This is a genomic window from Amycolatopsis kentuckyensis (assembly GCF_041679295.1).
In the GTDB taxonomy this organism is placed as follows: domain Bacteria; phylum Actinomycetota; class Actinomycetes; order Mycobacteriales; family Pseudonocardiaceae; genus Amycolatopsis; species Amycolatopsis kentuckyensis_A.
The window spans coordinates 611,934-632,267 of sequence record NZ_JBGDMD010000006.1 but is presented as its reverse complement, the minus strand read 5'-3'; the positions used below and the strand labels follow the sequence as shown (position 1 = coordinate 632,267).

At 70.5% G+C, this 20,334-nt stretch carries 21 protein-coding genes; 7 read left to right on the top strand and 14 right to left on the bottom strand.

Annotation, left to right across the window (positions count from 1 at the left end):
- Positions 1 to 7: 7 nt before the first annotated feature.
- From ACERZO_RS28185 to ACERZO_RS28165, 5 genes are all read right to left on the bottom strand, one after another.
- The gene (locus tag ACERZO_RS28185) at positions 8 to 517 is read right to left on the bottom strand and encodes a YbaB/EbfC family nucleoid-associated protein (protein ID WP_372667770.1); all 510 of its coding nucleotides are present in this window, start codon (positions 515 to 517) and stop codon (positions 8 to 10) included.
- Positions 518 to 621: 104 nt separating this feature from the next.
- On the bottom strand, positions 622 to 2,097 hold the full coding sequence (locus ACERZO_RS28180; RefSeq protein ID WP_372667769.1) for a hypothetical protein: 1,476 nt from the start codon (positions 2,095 to 2,097) through the stop codon (positions 622 to 624).
- Between the two features lie 12 nt (positions 2,098 to 2,109).
- A complete protein-coding gene (locus tag ACERZO_RS28175; protein ID WP_372667768.1) occupies positions 2,110 to 2,691 on the bottom strand; it encodes a DUF3558 family protein in 582 nt (193 codons plus the stop codon).
- A 4-nt stretch (positions 2,692 to 2,695) separates the two neighbouring features.
- Positions 2,696 to 3,124 (bottom strand): hypothetical protein, encoded by a 429-nt coding sequence (locus ACERZO_RS28170; RefSeq protein WP_372667767.1) that lies wholly within the window; start codon positions 3,122 to 3,124, stop codon positions 2,696 to 2,698.
- 129 nt (positions 3,125 to 3,253) lie between these two features.
- Positions 3,254 to 4,021, bottom strand: coding sequence for an ESX secretion-associated protein EspG (locus tag ACERZO_RS28165; RefSeq protein WP_372667766.1), 768 nt, complete (start codon positions 4,019 to 4,021; stop codon positions 3,254 to 3,256).
- A gap of 106 nt (positions 4,022 to 4,127) precedes the next feature.
- Between ACERZO_RS28165 and ACERZO_RS28160 the strand changes: the two genes are divergently transcribed.
- Complete coding sequence (locus tag ACERZO_RS28160; RefSeq protein ID WP_372667765.1) at positions 4,128 to 4,373, top strand: hypothetical protein; 246 nt, start codon at positions 4,128 to 4,130, stop codon at positions 4,371 to 4,373.
- 50 nt (positions 4,374 to 4,423) lie between these two features.
- Here ACERZO_RS28160 and ACERZO_RS28155 read toward each other — a convergent pair whose 3' ends face one another.
- Positions 4,424 to 6,343: a glycosyltransferase gene (locus ACERZO_RS28155; RefSeq protein ID WP_372667764.1), complete on the bottom strand. Its 1,920-nt coding sequence runs from the start codon at positions 6,341 to 6,343 to the stop codon at positions 4,424 to 4,426.
- 8 nt (positions 6,344 to 6,351) lie between these two features.
- Positions 6,352 to 6,819, bottom strand: a complete 468-nt coding sequence (locus tag ACERZO_RS28150; protein ID WP_372667763.1) for a GtrA family protein — start codon at positions 6,817 to 6,819, stop codon at positions 6,352 to 6,354.
- 125 nt (positions 6,820 to 6,944) lie between these two features.
- On the opposite strand from ACERZO_RS28150, the gene ACERZO_RS28145 reads away from it, so the two are divergent.
- From ACERZO_RS28145 to ACERZO_RS28130, 4 genes are all read left to right on the top strand, one after another.
- Positions 6,945 to 8,318: an FAD-binding oxidoreductase gene (locus ACERZO_RS28145; protein ID WP_372667762.1), complete on the top strand. Its 1,374-nt coding sequence runs from the start codon at positions 6,945 to 6,947 to the stop codon at positions 8,316 to 8,318.
- Positions 8,315 to 9,070, top strand: a complete 756-nt coding sequence (locus tag ACERZO_RS28140; RefSeq protein ID WP_372667761.1) for a decaprenylphospho-beta-D-erythro-pentofuranosid-2-ulose 2-reductase — start codon at positions 8,315 to 8,317, stop codon at positions 9,068 to 9,070. Before ACERZO_RS28145 ends, ACERZO_RS28140 begins: the two co-directional genes overlap by 4 nt.
- An 89-nt stretch (positions 9,071 to 9,159) precedes the next feature.
- Positions 9,160 to 9,774, top strand: coding sequence for a VC0807 family protein (locus ACERZO_RS28135; protein ID WP_372667760.1), 615 nt, complete (start codon positions 9,160 to 9,162; stop codon positions 9,772 to 9,774).
- A gap of 52 nt (positions 9,775 to 9,826) precedes the next feature.
- Positions 9,827 to 10,447 (top strand): VC0807 family protein, encoded by a 621-nt coding sequence (locus ACERZO_RS28130; RefSeq protein WP_372667759.1) that lies wholly within the window; start codon positions 9,827 to 9,829, stop codon positions 10,445 to 10,447.
- Here the strand turns inward: ACERZO_RS28130 and ACERZO_RS28125 are convergent.
- From ACERZO_RS28125 to glf, 5 genes are all read right to left on the bottom strand, one after another.
- Positions 10,429 to 11,946 carry a hypothetical protein gene (locus tag ACERZO_RS28125; protein WP_372667758.1) on the bottom strand — a complete coding sequence of 506 codons (1,518 nt, stop codon included), beginning with the start codon at positions 11,944 to 11,946 and terminating at the stop codon, positions 10,429 to 10,431. The genes ACERZO_RS28130 and ACERZO_RS28125 overlap by 19 nt on opposite strands.
- Positions 11,947 to 12,017: 71 nt before the next feature.
- The gene (locus ACERZO_RS28120; protein WP_372667757.1) at positions 12,018 to 12,632 is read right to left on the bottom strand and encodes a hypothetical protein; all 615 of its coding nucleotides are present in this window, start codon (positions 12,630 to 12,632) and stop codon (positions 12,018 to 12,020) included.
- 110 nt (positions 12,633 to 12,742) lie between these two features.
- Complete coding sequence (locus ACERZO_RS28115) at positions 12,743 to 13,726, bottom strand: decaprenyl-phosphate phosphoribosyltransferase (protein WP_372667756.1); 984 nt, start codon at positions 13,724 to 13,726, stop codon at positions 12,743 to 12,745.
- The gene (locus ACERZO_RS28110) at positions 13,723 to 14,241 is read right to left on the bottom strand and encodes a phosphatase PAP2 family protein (RefSeq protein ID WP_086677332.1); all 519 of its coding nucleotides are present in this window, start codon (positions 14,239 to 14,241) and stop codon (positions 13,723 to 13,725) included. The genes ACERZO_RS28115 and ACERZO_RS28110 overlap by 4 nt, the downstream gene beginning before the upstream one ends.
- The gene (gene glf, locus ACERZO_RS28105; RefSeq protein WP_372667755.1) at positions 14,234 to 15,457 is read right to left on the bottom strand and encodes a UDP-galactopyranose mutase; all 1,224 of its coding nucleotides are present in this window, start codon (positions 15,455 to 15,457) and stop codon (positions 14,234 to 14,236) included. Before glf ends, ACERZO_RS28110 begins: the two co-directional genes overlap by 8 nt.
- A gap of 79 nt (positions 15,458 to 15,536) precedes the next feature.
- Between glf and ACERZO_RS28100 the strand changes: the two genes are divergently transcribed.
- Positions 15,537 to 17,546, top strand: a complete 2,010-nt coding sequence (locus tag ACERZO_RS28100) for a DUF6541 family protein (protein ID WP_372667754.1) — start codon at positions 15,537 to 15,539, stop codon at positions 17,544 to 17,546.
- A gap of 153 nt (positions 17,547 to 17,699) precedes the next feature.
- Here the strand turns inward: ACERZO_RS28100 and ACERZO_RS28095 are convergent, their stop codons facing one another.
- Complete coding sequence (locus ACERZO_RS28095; RefSeq protein ID WP_372667753.1) at positions 17,700 to 18,596, bottom strand: LLM class flavin-dependent oxidoreductase; 897 nt, start codon at positions 18,594 to 18,596, stop codon at positions 17,700 to 17,702.
- A gap of 96 nt (positions 18,597 to 18,692) precedes the next feature.
- Between ACERZO_RS28095 and ACERZO_RS28090 the strand changes: the two genes are divergently transcribed.
- Positions 18,693 to 19,490, top strand: a complete 798-nt coding sequence (locus ACERZO_RS28090; protein ID WP_372667905.1) for an HAD family hydrolase — start codon at positions 18,693 to 18,695, stop codon at positions 19,488 to 19,490.
- Here the strand turns inward: ACERZO_RS28090 and ACERZO_RS28085 are convergent.
- Positions 19,487 to 20,215, bottom strand: a complete 729-nt coding sequence (locus tag ACERZO_RS28085) for a lysophospholipid acyltransferase family protein (protein WP_372667752.1) — start codon at positions 20,213 to 20,215, stop codon at positions 19,487 to 19,489. The two genes, ACERZO_RS28090 and ACERZO_RS28085, sit on opposite strands and share 4 nt — an antisense overlap.
- Between the last annotated feature and the right edge of the window lie 119 nt (positions 20,216 to 20,334).

The following is a 20,334-nucleotide window of genomic DNA, read 5'->3' as shown; positions in this document are numbered from 1 at the left end:
GTCCCCCTCAGTCCCGGCGCATGAACGTGTTGTCCCCGAAGTCGTCATCGTCGTCACGCGGCGGCCGCGACGGGCGGCGGACCGGCGGTGGCGGCGGCGGTGCCGGGGTTTCCGGCTCGTCGTGCTGCCAGAGCCGGCGTTCCCGGACCGGCTCGGCCGCGGGCGGCTCTTCGGGCTCCTCCGGCGGCACGTAGCCGGTGACCATGTGCATCGCCTCGGAGTCGCCGCCCAGCGGCGCGAACGCGGCCGCGACGTTGACGGCGGCGCCGCGCTGGGCCTTGCGCGCGAGCTTGAGGATCTCTTCTGCGAGCTTGGCACCGGACTTCCCGGCGAGCGCGGCGTCGGTGAGCTGCAGGTCGGTGAGCGAGCCGTTCGGGGCGACGCCGACGCGGATGGTCCCGTCAGGCGAGGCGACGGTCGTCCCGGCGGCCTCCAGCCCGACGCGGAACTCCTCGGCCTTCGCCTGGACGTCCGCGATCTTCGCTTCGAAGCCCGCCAGCCATTCCTCAGGTGTCATCGCTCGCCCTCCGCGGTGTCCGACGCGAGGCGAAGGCTACTGGTTCCACGACCAGCGCAAACAAGAAACGGCCCCGGTTCCCCGGGGCCGTTCCGTTATGTCCGTTATTCGCCGATGACGGGCGGTGCGGTGCGCATGTCCGTCCCGAAGACCTCGTCGGGATCGCCCTCGACGAGGTAGGTCGGACGCGAGTGCTCCGTGTCCTCGTCGCCCTCGCCCTTCTGGCCGCGGCCCAGGCCGCCCCCGCCCATGCCACCGCGCCCGGCGGCGCTGCCCGAGCCGAGACCGCCCATGCCCCGCCCGGCGGCGGCTTCGGCGGCCCCGATGCCACCCGGCCGGGCCGCCCCCGACGCGGCACCCGCGCCGGTCGCGTTGCCCGCACCCGAGCCACCGGGCCCGAAGCCCCCGCCACGGCCGGCACCCCCGCCGACCTTGGAGTTGTAGGCCTCGTCGCCGCCGAAGTTCATCCCGCCCATCGGCATCGGGCTCATCGGCGGCATGCCCCCGAGCGACTGGTTCGGGTTCGACGTCGACCCACCGGGAATCGCCCCCGGCGTGAAGCTGGACGGCGTGGTCGTGCCGGCCGGCAGCAGCCCCGCACCGGTCGTCGAGCCGGGGCCGGAGAACTGCGGCGTCCCGGTGGTGCCGGGGATGTTGCCGGTGGTGAAGTTGCTGCCGGTGCTGCTCGGCGTGTTCACGGAGTTGGAGCCGGGCATGTCGACGCGGCCGGGGTTGTCGATGCCGTTCTTGTCCCCGGTGCCGTTGGGGTCACCCGAGCCGCCCCCGGTGCTGAAGCTGGGCGGCGGCGCGAAGGCCGGCTGCTTCGACGCGGCCTCGTAGAGGTTCTTGTCGTAGGTCGCCATGACGCCGGCGGCCTGGTCGTGCGCGGCCTGGCTGTCCTTCTGCTTCTGCAGGGACTTGTCGACGTTGTCGGGCAGGCTGAACGGGTTCGACGTCGCCCAGGACTTGAACTCGTCGCCCCAGCTGAACGGGATCGGGGCGGGCATGGAGTTCTTGGCCGTCGAGGCGGCTTGGCCCTGGTCGTAGATGGTCTCCGAAGCGAGCTTCGCGTTTTGGGAGTTCGCGTCGGACCACTTGCCGAGGCTGGTGAAGTACTGCTGGGCGTTGGTCGCCGCGCTGCCTTCCCAGGTGCCCTTCGAGGCGTTGACCGCGGTGTTCATCGAGGTGGCGAACTTGTCGAAGACCTGGTGGACCTTGTGGTAGGCCGTCGAGACCTCGGACACCTGCTCGACATCGAGGTTGCTCTCGAGGAACGCCTGGAGCTGTGTGTGGTCGGTGCCCTTGTAGTCCGCGTTCGGCGCGTTCAGGCCCTGGACGTACTCGACGTCGCGGCCCTTGGTGGCGTCCGCGACGTTCTTGTCGCCCATCTCCTGGGACTGGTTCTTCGCCTTGGCTTGGGCGATCCACTGCTGCACCGGCCCGAAGAGCCAGCTGCCGGGGTCGACGCCCTCTTCGGCCTTCTGCTGCAGGTAGGCGTCCCGCTCGGCGGGCGCCATGTCCTGAACTTCCTGGGGCGTCTTGTCCGCGGTCTTCGGCGGCGGTCCCTGTCGCGTCGTCATCTCTGGGTTCCCCTATCCCTTCGGCAACCGCGGTTCGACAGCGGCCTTCGCGACCGCTTCGGCGATCTGGCAAGCCTCGTCCGCGGAGCCGACGCCGATCACCGCTACGTCGACCCGTGACGAATCGCCCACCGGGAGGGCGAGCGTGCACCCGTCGACCGAGCCGCCGCCGGGCGCCTCCTTCGCCTGCCGCCCGTTGATGTCCTTGTCGACGAGTCCGCCGCCGGTGTCGTTCACCTGCGCGACCGACGCGGTGTCGCGGATGTTGGCGCCGATCACCATGGACTTGTCGCTCGCCGAGGCGATCTTCTTCTGGTACTTGCAGCTGCGCGCGCCACTGATCGTCTGGCTCTGCGGCGGGTTGAACTCGCCGTAGCTGCTGAGGTCGCTCGGCTGGATGAGCGAGCAGGCATCGGTGATCGACTCCGTTCCGCCGCCGGCCGGCGACGACGACGAGGTCTCCGGCGCGCCGGATTCGCTGGCCGAGGGTGTCTGCGCCGGTGACGCCGTGCCGCCCTGGGTACTGGTGCACCCGGCCAGCAGGGCCCCGCCGGCGACGAGCGGAAGGACGACTCGGAGGAGAAGTTTGGTCATTACCTCAGGCCTGCTTGGTCTGGAGCGCGGCAAAAGCGTCGTTCTCGGTTCCCTTGTACAAGCCCGCGGCCCTGGCAAGGGCCTCATCGGCCTGCTGGGCGACCTGCCTGAGCTTGGCCAGGACCTCGGTAGCCGAGCCTTCGGCCTGCGAGGCGCTCTTCTGGTCGTGCGACGCGATCGTGTGCCCGTACGGGTGGTTGCCGAGCTTCGGGGCCTGGTCCAGCGCCATCGTGTCGAAGCTCAGGTTCGCGAGGTCGTTGACCAGCTCGGTCAGCGCGTCCCGGATCGGCTTCACGCCCTCCGGGGTGATCTTGAAGCCGCCACCCTTGGCCGCGTCGACCAGCTTCTGGGTTTCCGCCGTGACGCCCTGGATGGCGCCGAGGTTCATGACGTCCGCGAACGAGCCGCCGCCCCCGCCGTCAGCTATCAGCATCGCTGTCCACCCCGTATCGCTTCGCCCGTGCGTGTGCACCCGGAAGTCTACTAGCCGGGCACTCCACGCAACGGCTGTTCACCGATCTTCACTTTTGGACGTCGGAAGCCCACCACTGGTTCCCGATCGTCAGAACTGGCCCTCGAGCTGGGCGTACAGCTGCTGGGCCAGCCGCGCGTTGTCGGCTGGGGCGTACGTGATCCAGCGCTGGCCGTCCGCGGCCGCTCGGGAGGACATCAGCCAGCGGCCCGACTCCGTGTCGAACCAGGCCAGCGGGGGGAACGTCCCGCCGCGGGTCTGGGCCGTGAACTGGCCCACGCGCTTCTTCGGCTCCTGGAACACCCGCTCGATCATGCGGAGCTGGGGGCCGCCGCTGCCGCCGCCCGACGAGCGGAGGCCGCTGACGCCGGCGAACGGGTCGTACGCGTCGTCGCGGCGCTGGTGGCGGGGCTGCTGCGCCGGGCGGGAGATCGTGACCGACTGGCCGGGGGCCGCCGGGGTCAGGGGCAGCAGGTCGACGATCGCCGGGACGATGCCCGTCGGGCGGACCTCCTCGAAGACGATCAGGTTCTCGTCCTGCTTGGCGAGCACCGCGAACTGGCCGTCGGACGCGACGCGGGCGAACAGGTGGCGGTCACCCAGCTCGGCGGCCGCGTTGATCGCCACGCTGCCGCGGACGAACGTCGCCAGCGCCAGCTCCGCGTCGGCGTCGAGGCGGCCGCGGCTCCACAGCCCGCGGCCGTTCAGGTCGCGGACGACGGCGTCGCGGATCATCGCGCGCTGCTCGACGGTCGTGCCGACGTGCGGGACCTCGAACGGCGTCGGCGCGCGGCCGAACCCGAGCTGCTCCAGCAGGATGTCCACCGCTGCCAGTGACAGCGAGAACGAGTGCGGCATCGCTTCCATCCCCCCGCGGGTTCATCCGGACTTGCCGAAACGGTAGTCCATCCGCTCTCGGCGAACCCGCTTGCCCGGGTGAGATCGCCGCTGGTCCGATGGACGCATGGCCGACCCGAAACCCGCACTCGTGCTGCACCTCGCCACCGGCGGGGAGCCGCTGCTGTTCGCACTCACGACCGAAGAATCCGGCAAGCTGGCGGGGAAACTCGCCCAGCTCGTGCAGGCCGGCGCCGTCGAAACGGTGACCACCAAGGACCACTCGGCGGTCGCGATCAACTTCGCCCACGTGGCCGCCGCGTACGTCGACGACCTCACCCGCAAGAGCACCGTGTTCGGCATGCACGGCTGAGAACGGCGAAGGCCGCCTCACCGCAGTGAGACGGCCTTCGCGAAGAAACCTCAGAGCTTGTACAGGCGCTTCCAGTTCTCGCGCGAGGTCAGCTCCGGCATGGCGCGCTTGTACTGCTCCTGCACCGCCGCGCCTTCCTTGCGCAGCCGCTGGACCACCTTCGCGCCACGCTTGGCCAGGTCGAACATCTTGACCTTGTCGTACGAGCGGACGCGGACGCCTTCCTGGTTCGCGTCCGTCACGACCGCCGTGTCGAACAGCGCGATGTGCCACCAGTTCGCCTCGTCGATCGGCACCGCGCCGAGGCCGAAGCGGCTGCGGCCGAGGACCCGGTCGAGCACGCGCTTGATCAGCACCAGGCGCTGCATGCTGGGCCGCGGCGCGCTGTTGATGATGCCGATGTCGTTGGACGCGATGCCCGGGACGTCGGTCGCCTTGTGGCGCTTGGTCTCCGGGTACTGGTCGCGGATGCGGCGGATCTCCTGCATCGCCTCGACCCCACCGTCCCGCAGGATCTCCGGGCCCTCCAGGAAGTCCTCCACGGCCTTGATCAGCGTCGCCGACAGCCCGTACTGCATGCCCAGCAGGTACCGCACCAGCTGCGCGAGCAGCACCCGCGAGAGCAGGTTGAGGTTGAACGGCGAGTGCAACGCCGCGGTGATGATCGAGTTGCGCAGGTTGAAGTACCGGTGCCACTCGTCCCAGTCCTTCATGTGGAAGTCCGCGTGCCACACCCCCGCCCCCGGCAGGGTGACGGTCGGGAAGCCGTGCGCGCGGGCGCGGTAGGAGTACTCCGCGTCGTCCCACTGGAAGAAGAACGGCATCGGATACCCGGTGGCTTGCACGACCTCGTACGGGATCAGGCACGACCACCAGCCGTTGTACCCGGCGTCCAGGCGGCGTTCCTGGCGGTTGGGTTTGAGGGTCTCCTCGTCGACGCCGAGCAGGTCGGCCGTCGACAGCGAGTGCTCGACCGGCTGACCCGGTTCGAGGGTGTTCAAGCGGGCGTATTCGGCGCCGACGTGCAGCTGGTTGGGGTGGAACAGGTTCAGCATCTGCCCGCCGACGATGATCGGGTTGGCGGCGCGGTTGGAGAACGCCGTCATCCGGATCACCAGGTCCGGCTCGAGCAGCACGTCGTCGTCCATGAACAGCACGTTGGCGTGTTCGGTGGCGGTGTGCCCGGCGACCTCGTAGAGGCCGCGAGTGAAGCCGCCGGCGCCGCCGAGGTTGGGTTGCTTGATGTAGTGCAGCTTGTCGGCGAGGTCCTTGGCGACCTGCTCGAACCCGTCGCGGGACTCGACGAGGTCGGTGCCCTGGTCGGCGACGTAGATCGCGTCCAGGGTCTCCAGCGAGGACACGTCCGCGGCGAGGGCTTGGAGGTTTTTGAGGCAGTCGTCGGCGCGGTTCATCGTGCAGATGGTCACCGCGGTCGGGCGGATCTTCTCCGGCGCCTCGACGGTCCAGCGGACCTGCTCGACGCGCAGGTTCTGGCCGCCTTCGGTCTCCAGGTCCAGCCAGAGCGCGCCGCCGTCGTAGAACTTGTCCAGCTTCGAGGTGAGCGTGACCTTGGTCTGCTTGGCGTCGGCGACCTGCTCGGCGGCCACGACGCGGGGTTCGCCTTCGACGTCGGAGGCGCCCATGGACAGCAGGCCGGTGCCGGTGACGACGGCCTCGACCGAGACCTCGGTCACCGTGGTCCAGCGCTGCCAGTAGCTGGCCGGGAACCGCCCGAAGTACGTGTTGCCCGACACCTTGGACGCCGGCTCGAGGCTGATGACCGCACGCTCGCGCACGGCCGAACCCCACTCGAGCTCGGCGTAGAGGTCCTTGCTGACGATCGGCGCCGGACCGGCGTAGAGACCGCGCTGCGCCGTCAGGCGACCCTGCGGAGTGTGCTCGGTGAACCGCGTCTCGGCGGCCGCGCCGGCTTCGGTGGTCGGCGCCGGGGTGGCTGTTTTACCGGGCATTGAGTTCCTCAGTTCTCCTCGGTCGACGGCTCGCGGAACACGACCCACTTGAGCATCACGAAGTTGATCACCGTGGCGGTGGCCTGCGACACGGCCCAGCACAGTGTGTGCTGCCAGGCGGACTCCGGCAGCACGTGCAGCATCAGCTGGTTCACCCCGACCGCGACGAAGAACGTCACGGTGTAGAGGAGGACGAACGAACCGATCTGCGCCTTGCCGTCCTTGCGCCCGCCCGCGAACGTGAACTTCCGGTTCAGGAAGAACGCCGTGGTCGTGCCCACGATGAAACTGATAGCGCGAGCGACGTCGACCCACGGTGAAGTCGCCATGCCGGCCACCTGCGTCAGCAGGGTGTACGTGCCCAGGTCGACCAGGGCGCAGAAGCCCCCGATCAGGGCGAAGCGGATGAGCTGGCCCAGCAGTCCCGGAGAGGACTGAGCAGCCGCTACGTCGGCTTGCGGATCGGTCGCCACCACTGCATTACCTCGTTGCCTGAGTCATGGTCACCCGCGCGGGCGCTTGTGCCTTGATGCGCAAAGTGTAGAAGCGGGCACTTCAGGGTCACGTTCCGGGCGTCGTTCGGCGTGGCTACCCTGGTCGGGTGACCCAATCCCCCGAGACACAGCGTCGCACGCTTTCCGGCTGGGGACGCACCGCGCCGACCGTCGCCGACGTCCTGACCACGCCGGACGTCGAGACCATCGCCCGGGCCGTGCGCCAGGCCGGCGAGCGCGGCGTCATCGCGCGTGGCCTCGGCCGGTCCTACGGCGACCCGGCGCAGAACGCGGGCGGCCTCGTCATCGACATGACCGCGCTCGACCGGATCCACTCGATCGACCCGGACTCGGGTCTCGTGGACCTCGACGCCGGCGTCAGCCTCGACAAGCTGATGCGCGAGGCGCTGCCGTACGGCCTGTGGGTCCCGGTGCTGCCGGGCACCCGCCAGGTGACGATCGGCGGCGCGATCGCCAACGACATCCACGGCAAGAACCACCACAGCGCGGGCAGCTTCGGCAACCACGTCGTGTCGATGGACCTGCTGACCGCGGACGGCCAGGTGCGCACGCTCACGCCGGAGGGCTCCGAGTCGGAGCTGTTCTGGGCGACCGTCGCGGGCATCGGGCTGACCGGGATCATCGTCCGGGCCACCGTCCGGATGAAGAAGACCGAGACCGCGTACTTCATCGTCGACGCCGACCGCACGGCGAGCCTGGACGAGACGCTCGGCCTGTTCACCGACGGCTCCGACCTGACCTACGACTACTCGATGTCGGTGCCGGACCTGATCTCGTCGGACCACCGCCTCGGCCGGGCGACGTTCTCGCGCGGCTCGCTCGCGAAGCTGGACGAGCTGCCGCCGAAGCTGCGGTCCGAGCCGCTGAAGTTCGACGCGCCGCAGCTGGCGACCCTGCCGGACGTCTTCCCGAACGGCCTGGGCAACAAGCTCACCTTCGGGCTGATCAACGAGCTGTGGCAGAAGACCGTGCCCAAGAAGGGCGCGCGCGGCAAGATCCAGAACCTGACGCAGTTCTACCACCCGCTGGACATGCTGAGCGAGTGGAACCGCGCCTACGGCTCCAAGGGCTTCCTGCAGTACCAGTTCTCGGTGCCGTTCGGCGCGGAGGACCAGCTCAAGGCCATCTGCCGGCGGATCGCGACCTCGGGCCACTACTCGTTCCTCAACGTGTTCAAGCGCATGGGCGACGCCAACCCGGCGCCCATGTCGTGGCCGTCGCCGGGCTGGATGCTCAGCGTCGACTTCCCGATCAAGAACGGCTTGAGCCGGTTCTGCCTGGAGCTGGACGACGCCGTGCTCGAAGCGGGTGGCCGGCTGTACACGGCGAAGGACTCCCGGACCTCCGCGGAGACGTTCGCGAAGATGTACCCGCGGCTCGAAGAGTGGCGCAAGATCCGCGCTTCCGTTGACCCCGAAGGCGTTTTCGCCTCTGACATGAGCCGGAGGCTCGAACTGTGATCGACGCGGTGGGCAACCCCCAGTCCCTGCTCCTGCTCGGCGGCACGTCCGACATCGCGCTGGCGATCGCCGAGAAGTACCTGGCCGAGAAGCCGCTGCGGGTCGTGCTCGCGGCCCGGCCGTCGCCCCGGCTCGACGCGGCCGCCCAGCGCCTGAAGGACCGCGGCGCCGAAGTGTCCACTGTGGACTTCGATGCCAAGGACACGGCGTCGCACCCGGCGGTGCTGGCCAAGGCGTTCGAGGGCGGCGACATCGACGTGGCGGTCGTCGCGTTCGGCCTGCTCGGCGACCCCGAAGAGGTCTGGCAGGACCACGCGAAGGCCGTCGAGCTCGCCACGGTGAACTACACCGCCGCGGTGTCGGTCGGCGTCGCGCTGTCGGAGAAGCTCAAGGCCCAGGGCCACGGCACGGTGATCGCGCTGTCGTCGGTGGCCGGCGAGCGCGTCCGCCGGTCGAACTTCGTCTACGGCTCGACGAAGGCCGGTTTCGACGGCTTCTACCTGGGCCTCGGCGAGGCGCTCGCCCCGCACGGCGTGCAGGTGACGGTCGTCCGCCCGGGCCACGTCAAGACGAAGATGACCGAGGGCCTGAAGGACGCTCCCCTGGCGCAGACGGCCGAGCAGGTCGCCGAGACCGCCGTGACGGCCGCGCGCGCGGGCAAGGACCTGGTGTGGGCGCCGGCGCAGTTCCGGCTGGTGATGTCGGCGCTGCGGCACATCCCGCGGCCGATCTTCCGCAAGCTCCCCATCTGAGGCATCCACCCGCGGGTTGACCCGGAGATCCATCCGGGCCAGGCCCGTACGCCGATGTGCGCACCAGCCGGTCGAAACAGGCTGTCACCATGGTGAACACGACGAGCGACCGCGGTGGGCTGACGTTGCTGCTCCGCGACGTCGCCCTCCCGATGGCCCTGTACTACGTCCTGCGCTCCTTCGAGGTCGCCCCGCTGTGGGCGCTGCTGATCAGTGCCGTCCCGCCGGTGCTGCGGACCGGGTACGTCCTGGCGCGGCACCGGCGGATCGACCCGATCAGCGCGTTCGTGCTGGCCGTGCTACTGGTCAACGCCACGGTGGCGGTGTTCTCCGGCGACGCCCGGCTGCTGCTCGTCCGCAGCGCCTGGCTCACGCTGCCGCTCGGCGCGGTCATGCTGGCCAGCCTGGTCGCCGGGCGGCGGCCCCTGCTGTTCCGGGCGGCGTGCACCCTCCAGCCCGCCCGCGCCGAGCACCTCGACCGGCTGTGGGGCCTGTCCCGGCCGTTCCGCGAGCGCTGGCGCGCGGCCACACTCTGGTGGGGCGTCGGCTGCCTCTTCCTGGGCTGCGCCGTCGTCGTGCTGGCGTTCACGCTGCCGGTGGACGTCGTGCCGGTCCTCGACACCGTGCTGACCGTGGGCTGCGTGCTCCTCGGCGTGAAGCTGACGCGTCAGCGGCTGGGCATCAACCGGACGGTGGATGCGTGACGAGCCGGCTCGACGATGCCGCCCGCCGCCTCCGTCCCCGATGCTCGGGGACATGCTCGGCACGCTGCTCTGCGACCTCGCCGCCCCGGTCGGCGGCTACTACCTGCTGCGCGCGTTCGACGTCGCACCCGTCTGGGCGCTGACGCTCAGCGGCCTCCCGCCGGCGCTGCGGGTGCTCTACCTGGCGGTGCGGCACCGCCGGGTCGACGGCATGGGCGTGTTCGTGCTGCTGATCGTCGCGGTGGGCCTGGCGACGACGCTGCTGACCGGGGACGCGCGGCTGCAGCTGGTCCGCAGCGCGTGGTTCAGCGTGCTGATCGGCGTCTGGATGCTGGCGAGCCTCCGGATCGGCCGCCGTCCCACGACGTACCAGGCGACGCTGGCCCTGCTGCCCGGGCGGGCGCCGACGCTGGAGGCGCGCTGGGCGGACACGCCGTCGTTCCGGCGGGTCTGGCGGGTGCTGGCGGTGGTGTGGGGCGTCGGCGGGCTGCTGCACAGCGCGGGCAGCATCGTCATGGCGTACACGCTGCCGGTGGACGTCGTGCCGGGCCTCGACTCGGCACTGTCGATCGGCAGCTTCGTCGTGCTCCAGGTGATCACGCAGGTGCTGCTGGCCCGGGAGGGCACGCTGAACCGCGTGGTCCGCGGACGGGATCAGCTGCCCGCGGCGTGAGCCGGCACCAGGTACAGGTTCTGCGTGCCCATCCACGGGGAGTCGATCCGCCAGGTCGCCAGCGCCGTCGGCGGCGGGGTGCGCCGGGTCGTCGCCAGGACCAGGTCCGGGCTGATCGGGGCGACGCTGTGGTCGAAGTTGTGGAAGTTGGCCTCCAGCAGCGCGCGGCCGAGGTCGCCGCTGCGGCGCTTCGTCTCGTTGATCGCCGGGTCGACCGCGCCGCGGTCGGAGAACTCGTCCACCAGCTCGCAGTCGCACGCGTACGCCAGCGCGCCGACCTCGCCCGCCGTCTCCACCTTGCGGCCGTGGGCGATCGCGGCCAGCTGCTGCCCGATCTCGCGGTACTCCGTCGTCGACGCGTGGTTGCTCGTGATCGGCGCGAACTGGCGGGGCAGGCCCGGCAGCGCGTACGCCGCGACACTCGCCACGAGGACCACGCCCGCCGCCGTCCACGTTCCGCGCCGGACGCGCTCGGGGACCGCGCTCGCGCAGGCGACCAGGAAGATCGTCGCGCCGATGATGCTCGGCGCGTAGTACCAGTGGTACGGCGGGACGCCGAGGCGGCTGTAGGCCAGGTAGTGCAGGGCGCCCGCGACGGCCAGCGCCGCGAACGGCGTCAGGCGGCGGGCCGCTTCGGAGCCGCGGCGGTACTGGACGATCCAGACCAGGCCGACCAGGCCCGCGAGCGGCAGCGGCAGAAACGACAGCGCCGCCTCGGCCGGGAAGTTGCGCCAGTACAGGAGCGGGCCGTTGGTGAAGCTGAACGGGCCCCACGACTGCTGGCTGATCTTGATGACCAGCGTGTCCGGCACGGCCGAGCCGAGCACGACCCAGCTGAACGCGAACCACGGCAGCGTCACGGCGAGCGTGGCGAACACCGTCCGCCAGATGCCCGTCCAGAACTCGCGGCGGGCCGCGAACAGCACCGCCGCGATCAGCAGCAGGTCGATCCGGACGAGCGCGAGCAGCCCGATCACGACGCCGAGGCGGCCCGCCTTGCGCTCGCCCGCGTAGACCAGCGTCCAGACGACGCCGGTGGCGCCGAGCGCGACCTCCAGGCCGACCGACGACAGCAGCAGCGGGTTGAGCAGCAGCACCGCGAACGTCACGGGCGCGAAGGCCGCGGGCAGCCCGGTGCGCTCGCCGAGCCGGCGCAGGCCGAGGACGAGCAGCACCTGGGCGGCGACGAACACGATCCCGGCGGCCAGCACGGCGTCGCGGACGACGAACGTGACCGCGGCCAGCGCCAGGACGTTCAGCGGGGACGTCGCGGTGTTCGCCGTCCCCTGCTCGATCAGGCCCCAGTGGGCGTGGAAGGCGAGGTTCTTCGCGTAGGACAGCGTGATGTAGGTGTCATCGATGAGATGACTGCTGACCAGGGCGAACATCAGCGCGGAGGCCGCGGCGGCGCCGGCGGGGAGGGCCCACGCGCGGGGCAGGGGGACGGCCGCCGACAGCGCGGTGGCGACCTTGGGGAGTTCTGCGGAGGCGCTTCGCATCCGGAACACCGTACCTCGCCCGTGATGCTTCTGTGATCTGAGCGGGGTACGGGTGGCTCAGCCCACAGGGGTCAGATGCCGTTGCCGTCGCCGGAATTGCCCGAGTTGCCGGAGTTGCCGCCGCCGCGGCCGGGGAAGCCCCGGCCGTCGGGGCCCTGGTTGGGGCCGTCGTACTGCCGGTGGATCCCGGGGCGGCCGTCGCGGGGGCCACCGCCGTGGTGGGTGGCGGCGGCGATCCCGCCGACGATGCCCCCGCCGATCAGCAGGCCAAGGACACCCACGCCGACGAGCTGGGTGGCGCGGTGCCCGACGAACCGCCGGAAGCCCCCGGGTTGCCGCGGCGCGGCTTGCGGTGGGCCCCAGGCGCCGTAGGCCTGGCCGGGGCCGGGTTGGGACAGCTGAGGAGTGGGCGGCGGCTGCTGGCCGTGGGCGGCAGTCTGGTCGCCTTGCGCGGCGTTCGGCAGCGCGGTGGTCTCGCCCTGCGCCGCGTTCGGCGGGGCGGTGGTGCCGGCCGGAGTCGCGGCCTCCTGCCCCTGCGCGGCGTTCGGCAGCGCGGTGGTCTCACCCTGCGCGGCGGGTGTCGCCGGCTGCTGGGTCGTCGGCTGGTCGGCCGCGGACTTCGCCGTTGGCTGCTCGACGGTCGGGTCTTCGGTCCCCTCCGGGACTTCGCGCGGCTGGTCGTTCATCGTCGCTCCTGTGGTCACGGGGACGGGCGCAGTGCCCGCCCCCACCACCTCAGGGTGCGCCGGTCAGCTGTGCGTCACCTGAAACGAACCTGTCGATCCGCCATGAGAAGTCACAGGTAGAACGACAGGAACAGCGTGACCACCCAGGTCGCGCCCAGCACCTGCAGGATGCGGTCCTTGAGCGCGATCTCCTCGGGCTCGCCCGCGATGCCGCCGTCGACGTCGACCGCGTACCGCAGCACCGCCACCACGAACGGGACCATCGAGATGAGCGCCCACACCGAGTTGTGCTCGGTCTGGCGGATCTCGAACGCCCACAGGCAGTACGACATGATCAGGATGGCCGCTGACGTCGCCCAGACGAACCGCAGGTAGCTGGCCGAGTACTTCTTCAGCGACGAGCGGATCTTCGCGCCGGTGCGCTCGAAGAGCATGATCTCCGCGTAGCGCTTGCCGGCGACCATGAACAGCGAACCGAACGCCGTGACCAGCAGGAACCACTGCGAAAGCGCGATCCCGCCCGCGACACCGCCGGCGATCGAGCGCATCAGGAAGCCGGAGCCGACGATGGCCAGGTCGACCACCGGCTGGTGCTTCAGGCCGAAGCAGTAGCCGAGCTGGACGGCCTCGTACACCGCCAGCACGATCGCGAGCTGCCAGCTCGCGAAGAACGACACGCCGAGGCCGGCCAGGAAGAACACGACCGCGGCCCCGTACGCGACGGGCACCGGCACGATGCCGGCCGCGATCGGCCGGTTGCGCTTGGTCGGGTGGGCCCGGTCGGCCTCGACGTCGATGGCGTCGTTGATGAGGTAGACCGAGCTCGCCACCAGCGAAAAGGCCACGAAGGCGACGATCGCGTCGAGCAGCAGGCCCGTGCGGTCGGTCGACTTCGAGAACGCGAAGAACGGGGCCGCGAAGACCAGGACGTTCTTCACCCACTGCCGGGGCCGCGCCGTCTTGATGACGCCGCCGACCAGGCCGAAGGGGCCGGATGAAACCGTCTCCGAAGACGCCTCGGTCACCGGTGTCTCCGGTGCCTCAGGAGTCACGGCCGCTTCGTCGCTGTTGCGCTGCTCGGTCGTTTCGCTCATGGGTTCTTCTTCAGCTTCCGTCGTATCAGACCACCGACGAGCCCCCCGAGAGCTGCACCGGCCAGAACGTCTGTCGGATAGTGAACGCCGAGCACGAGCCTCGAGGCCAGCATCGGCGGTACCAGGGCGGGCACCAGGTTACGCCCGGTCAATCCGGAGTAGAGCACCGCCGCCGCCGTCGTGGACGTCGCGTGCGACGACGGGAAGCTCAGCTTGCTCGGCGTGCCGACCAAGACCTCCACGCTGGGGTGGTCCGGTCGGGGCCGCCTGACCACGCGTTTCACCGCGATCGACGCGGCGTGCGCGCCGACCACGCCGGCCGACGCGACCAGCCAGTCCTTGCGCCGCTTCTTGTCGACCACCGCGCCGAGAAGGCCCAGGCCGAACCAGCCGAGCGCGTGCTCGCCGAAGTGCGACATGCCGCGCGCGGCCTTCACCGAAGCTTCACTCTTCAGAAAGCCCTGCGCCTTCGCCAGGACTGCCACCTCTCCGGTGGGCTGCCCCTTCTCAAGCATCGAGGGACCCGTCGAGCGGCGCGCCGTCGGTCAGGTGCGGGGCGATCTTGTTGTCGAACGCCGACAGCGCCGAGCCGATGGCCATGTGCATGTCGAGGTACTTGTACGTGCCCAGCCGGCCGCCGAACAGCACGTTCTTCTCGCGCGCCTCGGTCTTGGCCAGCTCCCGGTAGGCCTCGAGCTTCTCGCGGTTGTCCGGGGTGTTGATCGGGTAGTACGGCTCGTCGTCCTCGCCCGCGAAGCGCGAGTACTCGCGGAAGATGACCGTCTTGTCCTTGGGGTAGTCCCGCTCCGGGTGGAAGTGCCGGAACTCGATGATCCGGGTGTAGGGGACTTCCTGGTCGTTGTAGTTGACGACCGAGGTGCCCTGGAAGTCACCGGTCTCGGCGACCTCGGACTCGAAGTCGACGGTGCGCCAGGTGAACTTGCCCGCCGAGTAGCCGAAATAGCGGTCCAGCGGCCCGGTGTAGACGGTCGGGGTGCCCGCCGGGATGTGCTCACGCACGTCGAAGTAGTCGACGTTCAGCCGGATCTCGATGTTCTCGTGCTCGGCCATCTTCTCGAGCCACGCGGTGTACCCGTTGACGGGCAGGCCCTCGTAGGTGTCGTTGAAGTACCGGTTGTCGAAGTTGTAGCGGACCGGCAGGCGCGTGATGATGTTCTCGCCCAGGTTCTTGGGGTCGTTCTCCCACTGCTTCGCGGTGTAACCGCGGATGAACGCCTCGTACAGGGGACGGCCGACCAGCGAGATCGCCTTCTCCTCGAGGTTCTGCGCGGCGGACGTCTCGAACTCCGACGCCTGCTTCGCGATCAGCTCGCGGGCCTCGTCCGGGGTGTGCGACTTGCCGAAGAACTGGTTGATCAGGCCCAGGTTCATCGGGAACGAGTAGACCTGGTCCTTCACCCGCGCGAAGACGCGGTGCTGGTAGTTCGTGAACTCGGTGAACCGGTTCACGTACTCCCAGACGCGCTTGTTCGAGGTGTGGAACAGGTGCGCGCCGTACTTGTGCACCTCGATCCCGGTCTCCGGGTCCGGCTCCGAGTACGCGTTGCCGCCGAGGTGGCTGCGCCGCTCGAGGACGAGGACCTTCTTGCCCAGCTCGGCCGCGGCCCGTTCGGCGACGGTCAGACCGAAGAAACCGGACCCGACGACGACGAGGTCGTAACCTGCGAAATCGTCTTCAGTAATCTGTGCGGGGTTCGTGTGCGCGCTCACGGGCGTCGAGGGTACGGGGGTCGCTGACCCGGCTCGCACCCGACTATCACATTTCGGCCTACGACACACCTGGAAAGCAGTGCCTGCACCCGAGGACTTCTGGAGCTACTTCACCGCCGTGGCCACCTATCTGGCCGTGCTGGCGGTGCCCGGCGGCGTCGTCGGATGGGCCGCCGGGGTCCGCGGCTGGGCGCTGGCCGGGCTCGCGCCGCTGCTCAGCTACGCCATCACCGGCTTGGCCGGCCCGTGGCTGGCGATCGCGCACGTGCCGTACGGCCCGCTGAGCGTCGCCGCGTGCACCCTGCTGCTCGCCGGCGTCCTCCACGGCCTGCGCCGGCCGGCGATCGCCCGCGGCTGGATGACGCCGGGCGCCGAGGAGCCGCCGACGCCGTGGACGCGTCGCGCGCACCTGGCCGTGGGTGCCTGCGTGGCGGTCGCCACGGCCGTGTCGATCGCCGTCGTGATCACCGGCCGCGGCGGGACGACCGCGGTGTTCCAGCGCTGGGACACCGTCTTCCACGCGAACGGCATCCGCTACATCGCCGAGACCGGCGACGGCTCGCTGACCGGCATGGGCACCATCAACTGGTACCCGGACGGCTCCTTCTACCCGAACGCCTACCACCTGGTCGGCGCGCTGGTCTACCAGCTGTCGGGCACGTCGGTCCCGGTCACGCTCAACGCTGTCACGATGCCGATCGCCGGGCTGTTCGCGGTGGCCATGGTCGCGCTGGTGCGCCAGCTCGGCGGCCGCGCGGTGTTCGCCGGCAGCGCGGCGCTGGTCGCGGGCGGCGCGACGACCGGGGCGTACGAGTCGGTGTCGAGCGGGCTGCTGCCCTTCGCGCTCGGGATCGTGCTGACGCCGCTGGCGGTCGTCGCCCTGCAGCGGTTCGTCGTGCGGCCGGGTGTCGACACCGGCGCGGTGCTGGCGCTGAGCGCGACCGGCCTGCTCGCCGCGCACTCGAGCGCGCTGTTCGGGGCGCTGCTGTTCGCGTTCCCGCTGGTCGTGCAGCGCTGGTACCGGGCGCTGCGAGGCAAGCGCCTCGATGGCGTGGCGCCAGAGAAGGCCGCCTGGCGGGTCGTCGGCGGCGACGTCCTGCGGATGCTGCCGGTGATGGTGGCGGCCGGCGTGCTGGCCGCGCCGATGATCCTCGGCGCGATCACCTTCACGTCCGGGTCGTACCCGTACCACGCCTGGGGCTCGCACATGCCGGTGTGGAAGGCCCTCGCCATGCTGGCGACGTTCAAGCAGGTGCTGCCGGTCCCGCAGATCTGGCTGACGGTGTTCCTCGCGATCGGCGTGCTGACGCTGCTGGCGCTGCGGCGGATGCGCTGGGTGGTGCTCTCGGCGCTCGGGCTGTCCGCGCTGTTCGTGGTCGTCGCGTGCTTCGGCGGCGAAGACTGGGTGATCACGCTGTCGCGGCCCTGGTGGAACGACCGGTTCCGGCTGATGGCGCTGGCCGCGATCCCGATGTGCCTGCTCGCCGCGCACGGCATGAGCGAGGCCCAGCGCTGGGTGGCGAAGCTGGCGAGCGGACGCGCCTGGGTGCGCGCGCGGCCGTGGCTGACCGGCCGGGTCGGGCTGGCGACCGCGGTGCTGCTGGTCGTCGCGATGGGGGTGCTGACCGGCGGGTTCTACCGCGCGGCCAACGCCAAGACGGTGTCGCTGCTGTACTACAACGGCCTGCCCGGCGAGACCGTCCCGCCGGTCAGCCAGGACGAGATCGACGCGATGGAGCACCTCGGCACGCTGGGCATCCCGGCCGAGGAGAAGGTGCTCAACGACCGCATGGACGGCACGGCCTGGATGTACGCGCTCACCGGCGTGCACCCGGTGGCCGGCCACTACGACGCGGGCGTCGCTCCTCCGGACGCGCTCTACCTGGCGATGCACTTCGGCGACTACGACAGCGACCCGGAGGTCCGCGCGGCCACGCGGCGGCTGAACATCCACTACGTGCTGGTCGGCAGCGGCACGATCCGCCGGGACACCCCGATCGCGCCCGGCCTGCGGCACCTCGACGGGCACGACTTCGTCAAGGAGATCTACCGGAACCCCGGCGCGGTGATCTACCAGATCGTGAAATAGACAGAGCGTGAAATAGCGAAGCCCTCGTGGCCGCGGCGCCCCGTGCCGCGGCCACGAGGGCCCTCCGTCCCCCAACCACCCCCGGGGTGATCTCTGACGTCTGAAGTGATGGACGCCTGGGGGACGGCAATCGGTTTCCCGGCTAGCTGAATGTCACCCGTTCGGACCAGCGTGCAGTTCCGGCAGGACGTCGCTCGCCACCTGCTCCAGCACCGCTTCGCGGCCTTCGTACGGCGACGAAGACCGCGGCCAGTGCGCGATGACGTCGGTGAAGCCCAGTTCGCCCGCGCGGCCTGCCGCGTCGCGGAACGCCTCCACGCTGCTCAGCGAGAACACCGGGGACGCGTCCAGGCTCAGGTGCCGCTGGATGCTCGCCCGCTCGCGACCGGCCGCGTCGAGGCGCTCGTCGAAGACGTCCGTGAGCTGCTTGATGCCGGCCCACCACTCGTCCTCGGTCTGGCCGCCCCGGCCGGTGGTGACCCAGCCCGCGCCGAAGCGCGCGGCCAGCGTCATCGTGCGGGGGCCGTTCGCCGCGACCACGAACGGCAGCCGCGGACGCTGGACCGTGCCCGGCAGGTTGCGGGCCTCGCGGGCGCGGTAGTACTCGCCGTCGAAGTCGAACTTGTCGGTCATCAGCAGGCCGTCGAGCGCCTCGACGAACTCGGTGAACCGGTCCGCGCGCTGCTTGGCCGTCAGCTCGGGGGCGCCGAGCACCGCGCCGTCGTAGTGCTGGTGGTCGACGCCCGCGCCGACGCCCAGGACGAACCGGCCGTCGGAGATGTCGTCCAGGGTGGTCAGCTCGCGCATGAACGGCACCGGGTGCCGCGCGACCGGGGACGCCACGAACGTGCCCAGCCGGATCCGGGACGTCACCATCGCCGCGGCGGTCAGGGTCGGGACGGCGGAGAACCACGGGCCGTCGACCAGGTTGCGCCAGCCCAGATGGTCGTACGTCCACGCGTGGTCGAAGCCGTATTCCTCGGCGGCCCGCCACTTCGGCTCGGCGGCCCACCAACGATCTTCAGGGAGAATGACGATGCCTACTCGCACAATGACGGACGGTATCGGCAACCACCGACAGTCGCACGGATGGGCAAGCCCTCCCCCGAACGTGTCAGGGACAATGGCGGGGTGGAGAGACCCCAGTTGATCGCGTCCGACGTCGACGGCACCCTGCTCGGCCCCTCCGAATCGCTCAGCGCCCGCACCATCGCGACCGTCCGCCGGGCGATCGAGGCGGGCGTCCCGTTCGTGCTGGCCAGCGGCCGCCCGCCGCGGTGGATCGCGCCGGTGGCCAAGCCCCTCGAGCTGACCGGGTACGCGGTTTGCGCGAACGGCGCCGTCCTGTACGACTGCGGCCGCGAGGAGGTCGTGGCGGTGCACGGCCTGCTCCAGCCCGAGCTCCTCCACGACATCGGGCACGCGCTCGACAAGGCCGTCCCCGGCTGCCGGCTGGCCGCCGAGCGCGTCAGCACCGACGCCGACCACGAGATGCGCAGCTTCGTGATCGAGCCGAAGTACCACAACCCGTGGGGCGACGGCGAAGGCCGCACCGCGCCGCGCGCCGAGGTGCTCGGGCACCCAGCGATCAAGCTGCTGGTCAGCCACGTCGGGATGTCGTCGGAGGAGATGGCGGACGCCGTCAACGCGCTGTTCGACCGCGAGGTCGACGTCACCTACTCGTCGTCGGGCGGGCTGGTGGAGCTGTCCGCGCACGGCATCACGAAGGCGACCGGCCTGGCCGACGTCGCCGAGCGGCTGGGCGTCGAGCAGGAGCGGGTGATCGCCTTCGGCGACATGCCCAACGACGTCGAGATGCTCCGCTGGGCCGGCCACGGCGTCGCGATGGAGAACGGGCACCCGAAGGTCCAGGACGTGGCCGACGAGATCACCGGCCCGGCCGGCGAAGACGGCGTCTCGCAGGTACTGGAGCGCTGGTTCTAGCGGCGGTCGAGCTCGGCCGCCTCGGCCGGGGTCGGTGCGGTGCCGCCCAGGTGGGCGGGCAGCCACCAGCGTTCCTCGGCGGAGGCGGGCTGGTCCGGGTACTGGGCCTGGGCCCGGTCGAGCAGCGCGCTCATCCGGGTGCGCAGCTCCTTCGTGACGACATCCCAGTCGTCCCCCTTGGCCGGGTGCATCGGCTCGCCGATGAGGATCGAGACCGGCACGTGCCGGCGGGTCAGGTCCTTCGGCCGGCCCTTGGTCCAGAGCCGCTGGGTGCCCCACAGGGCCATCGGCACGACCGGGACATTCGCCGCCGCGGCCATCCGGACCGCGCCCGACTTGATCTCCTTGACGGTGAACGACCGGCTGATCGTCGCCTCCGGGAAGACGCCGACGACCTCGCCGGCCTGCAGCTTCCCGAGCGCCTCGCGGTAGGAAGCGAGCCCGGCGGACCGGTCGACGGAGATGTGGTGCATCCCGCGCATCAGCGGCCCGGCGATCTTGTTGTCGAAGATCTCCTTCTTCGCCATGAACCGCGTCAGCCGCTTGGCCGGGCGCGCGCCGAGGCCGCAGAAGATGAAGTCCAGGTAGCTCACGTGGTTGCACGCGATGACCGCGCCGCCGGAGCGCGGGATGTGCTCCGCGCCGTCGATCGTGATGCGGTTGTCGAGCACGCGGAACATCGTCCGGGCCGCGGCGATCACGGGCGGGTACACGAAGTCGGCCATCGCGCCAGGTTACGGGACCGTAGGTTCTTGGCGGCCGTTCAAGCGGTGAAGGCCACAAACCGGGCGAAGCTCACGCCGAACGAACGACCACTAGGCTTTTCGCGTGGGGACAGTGACTG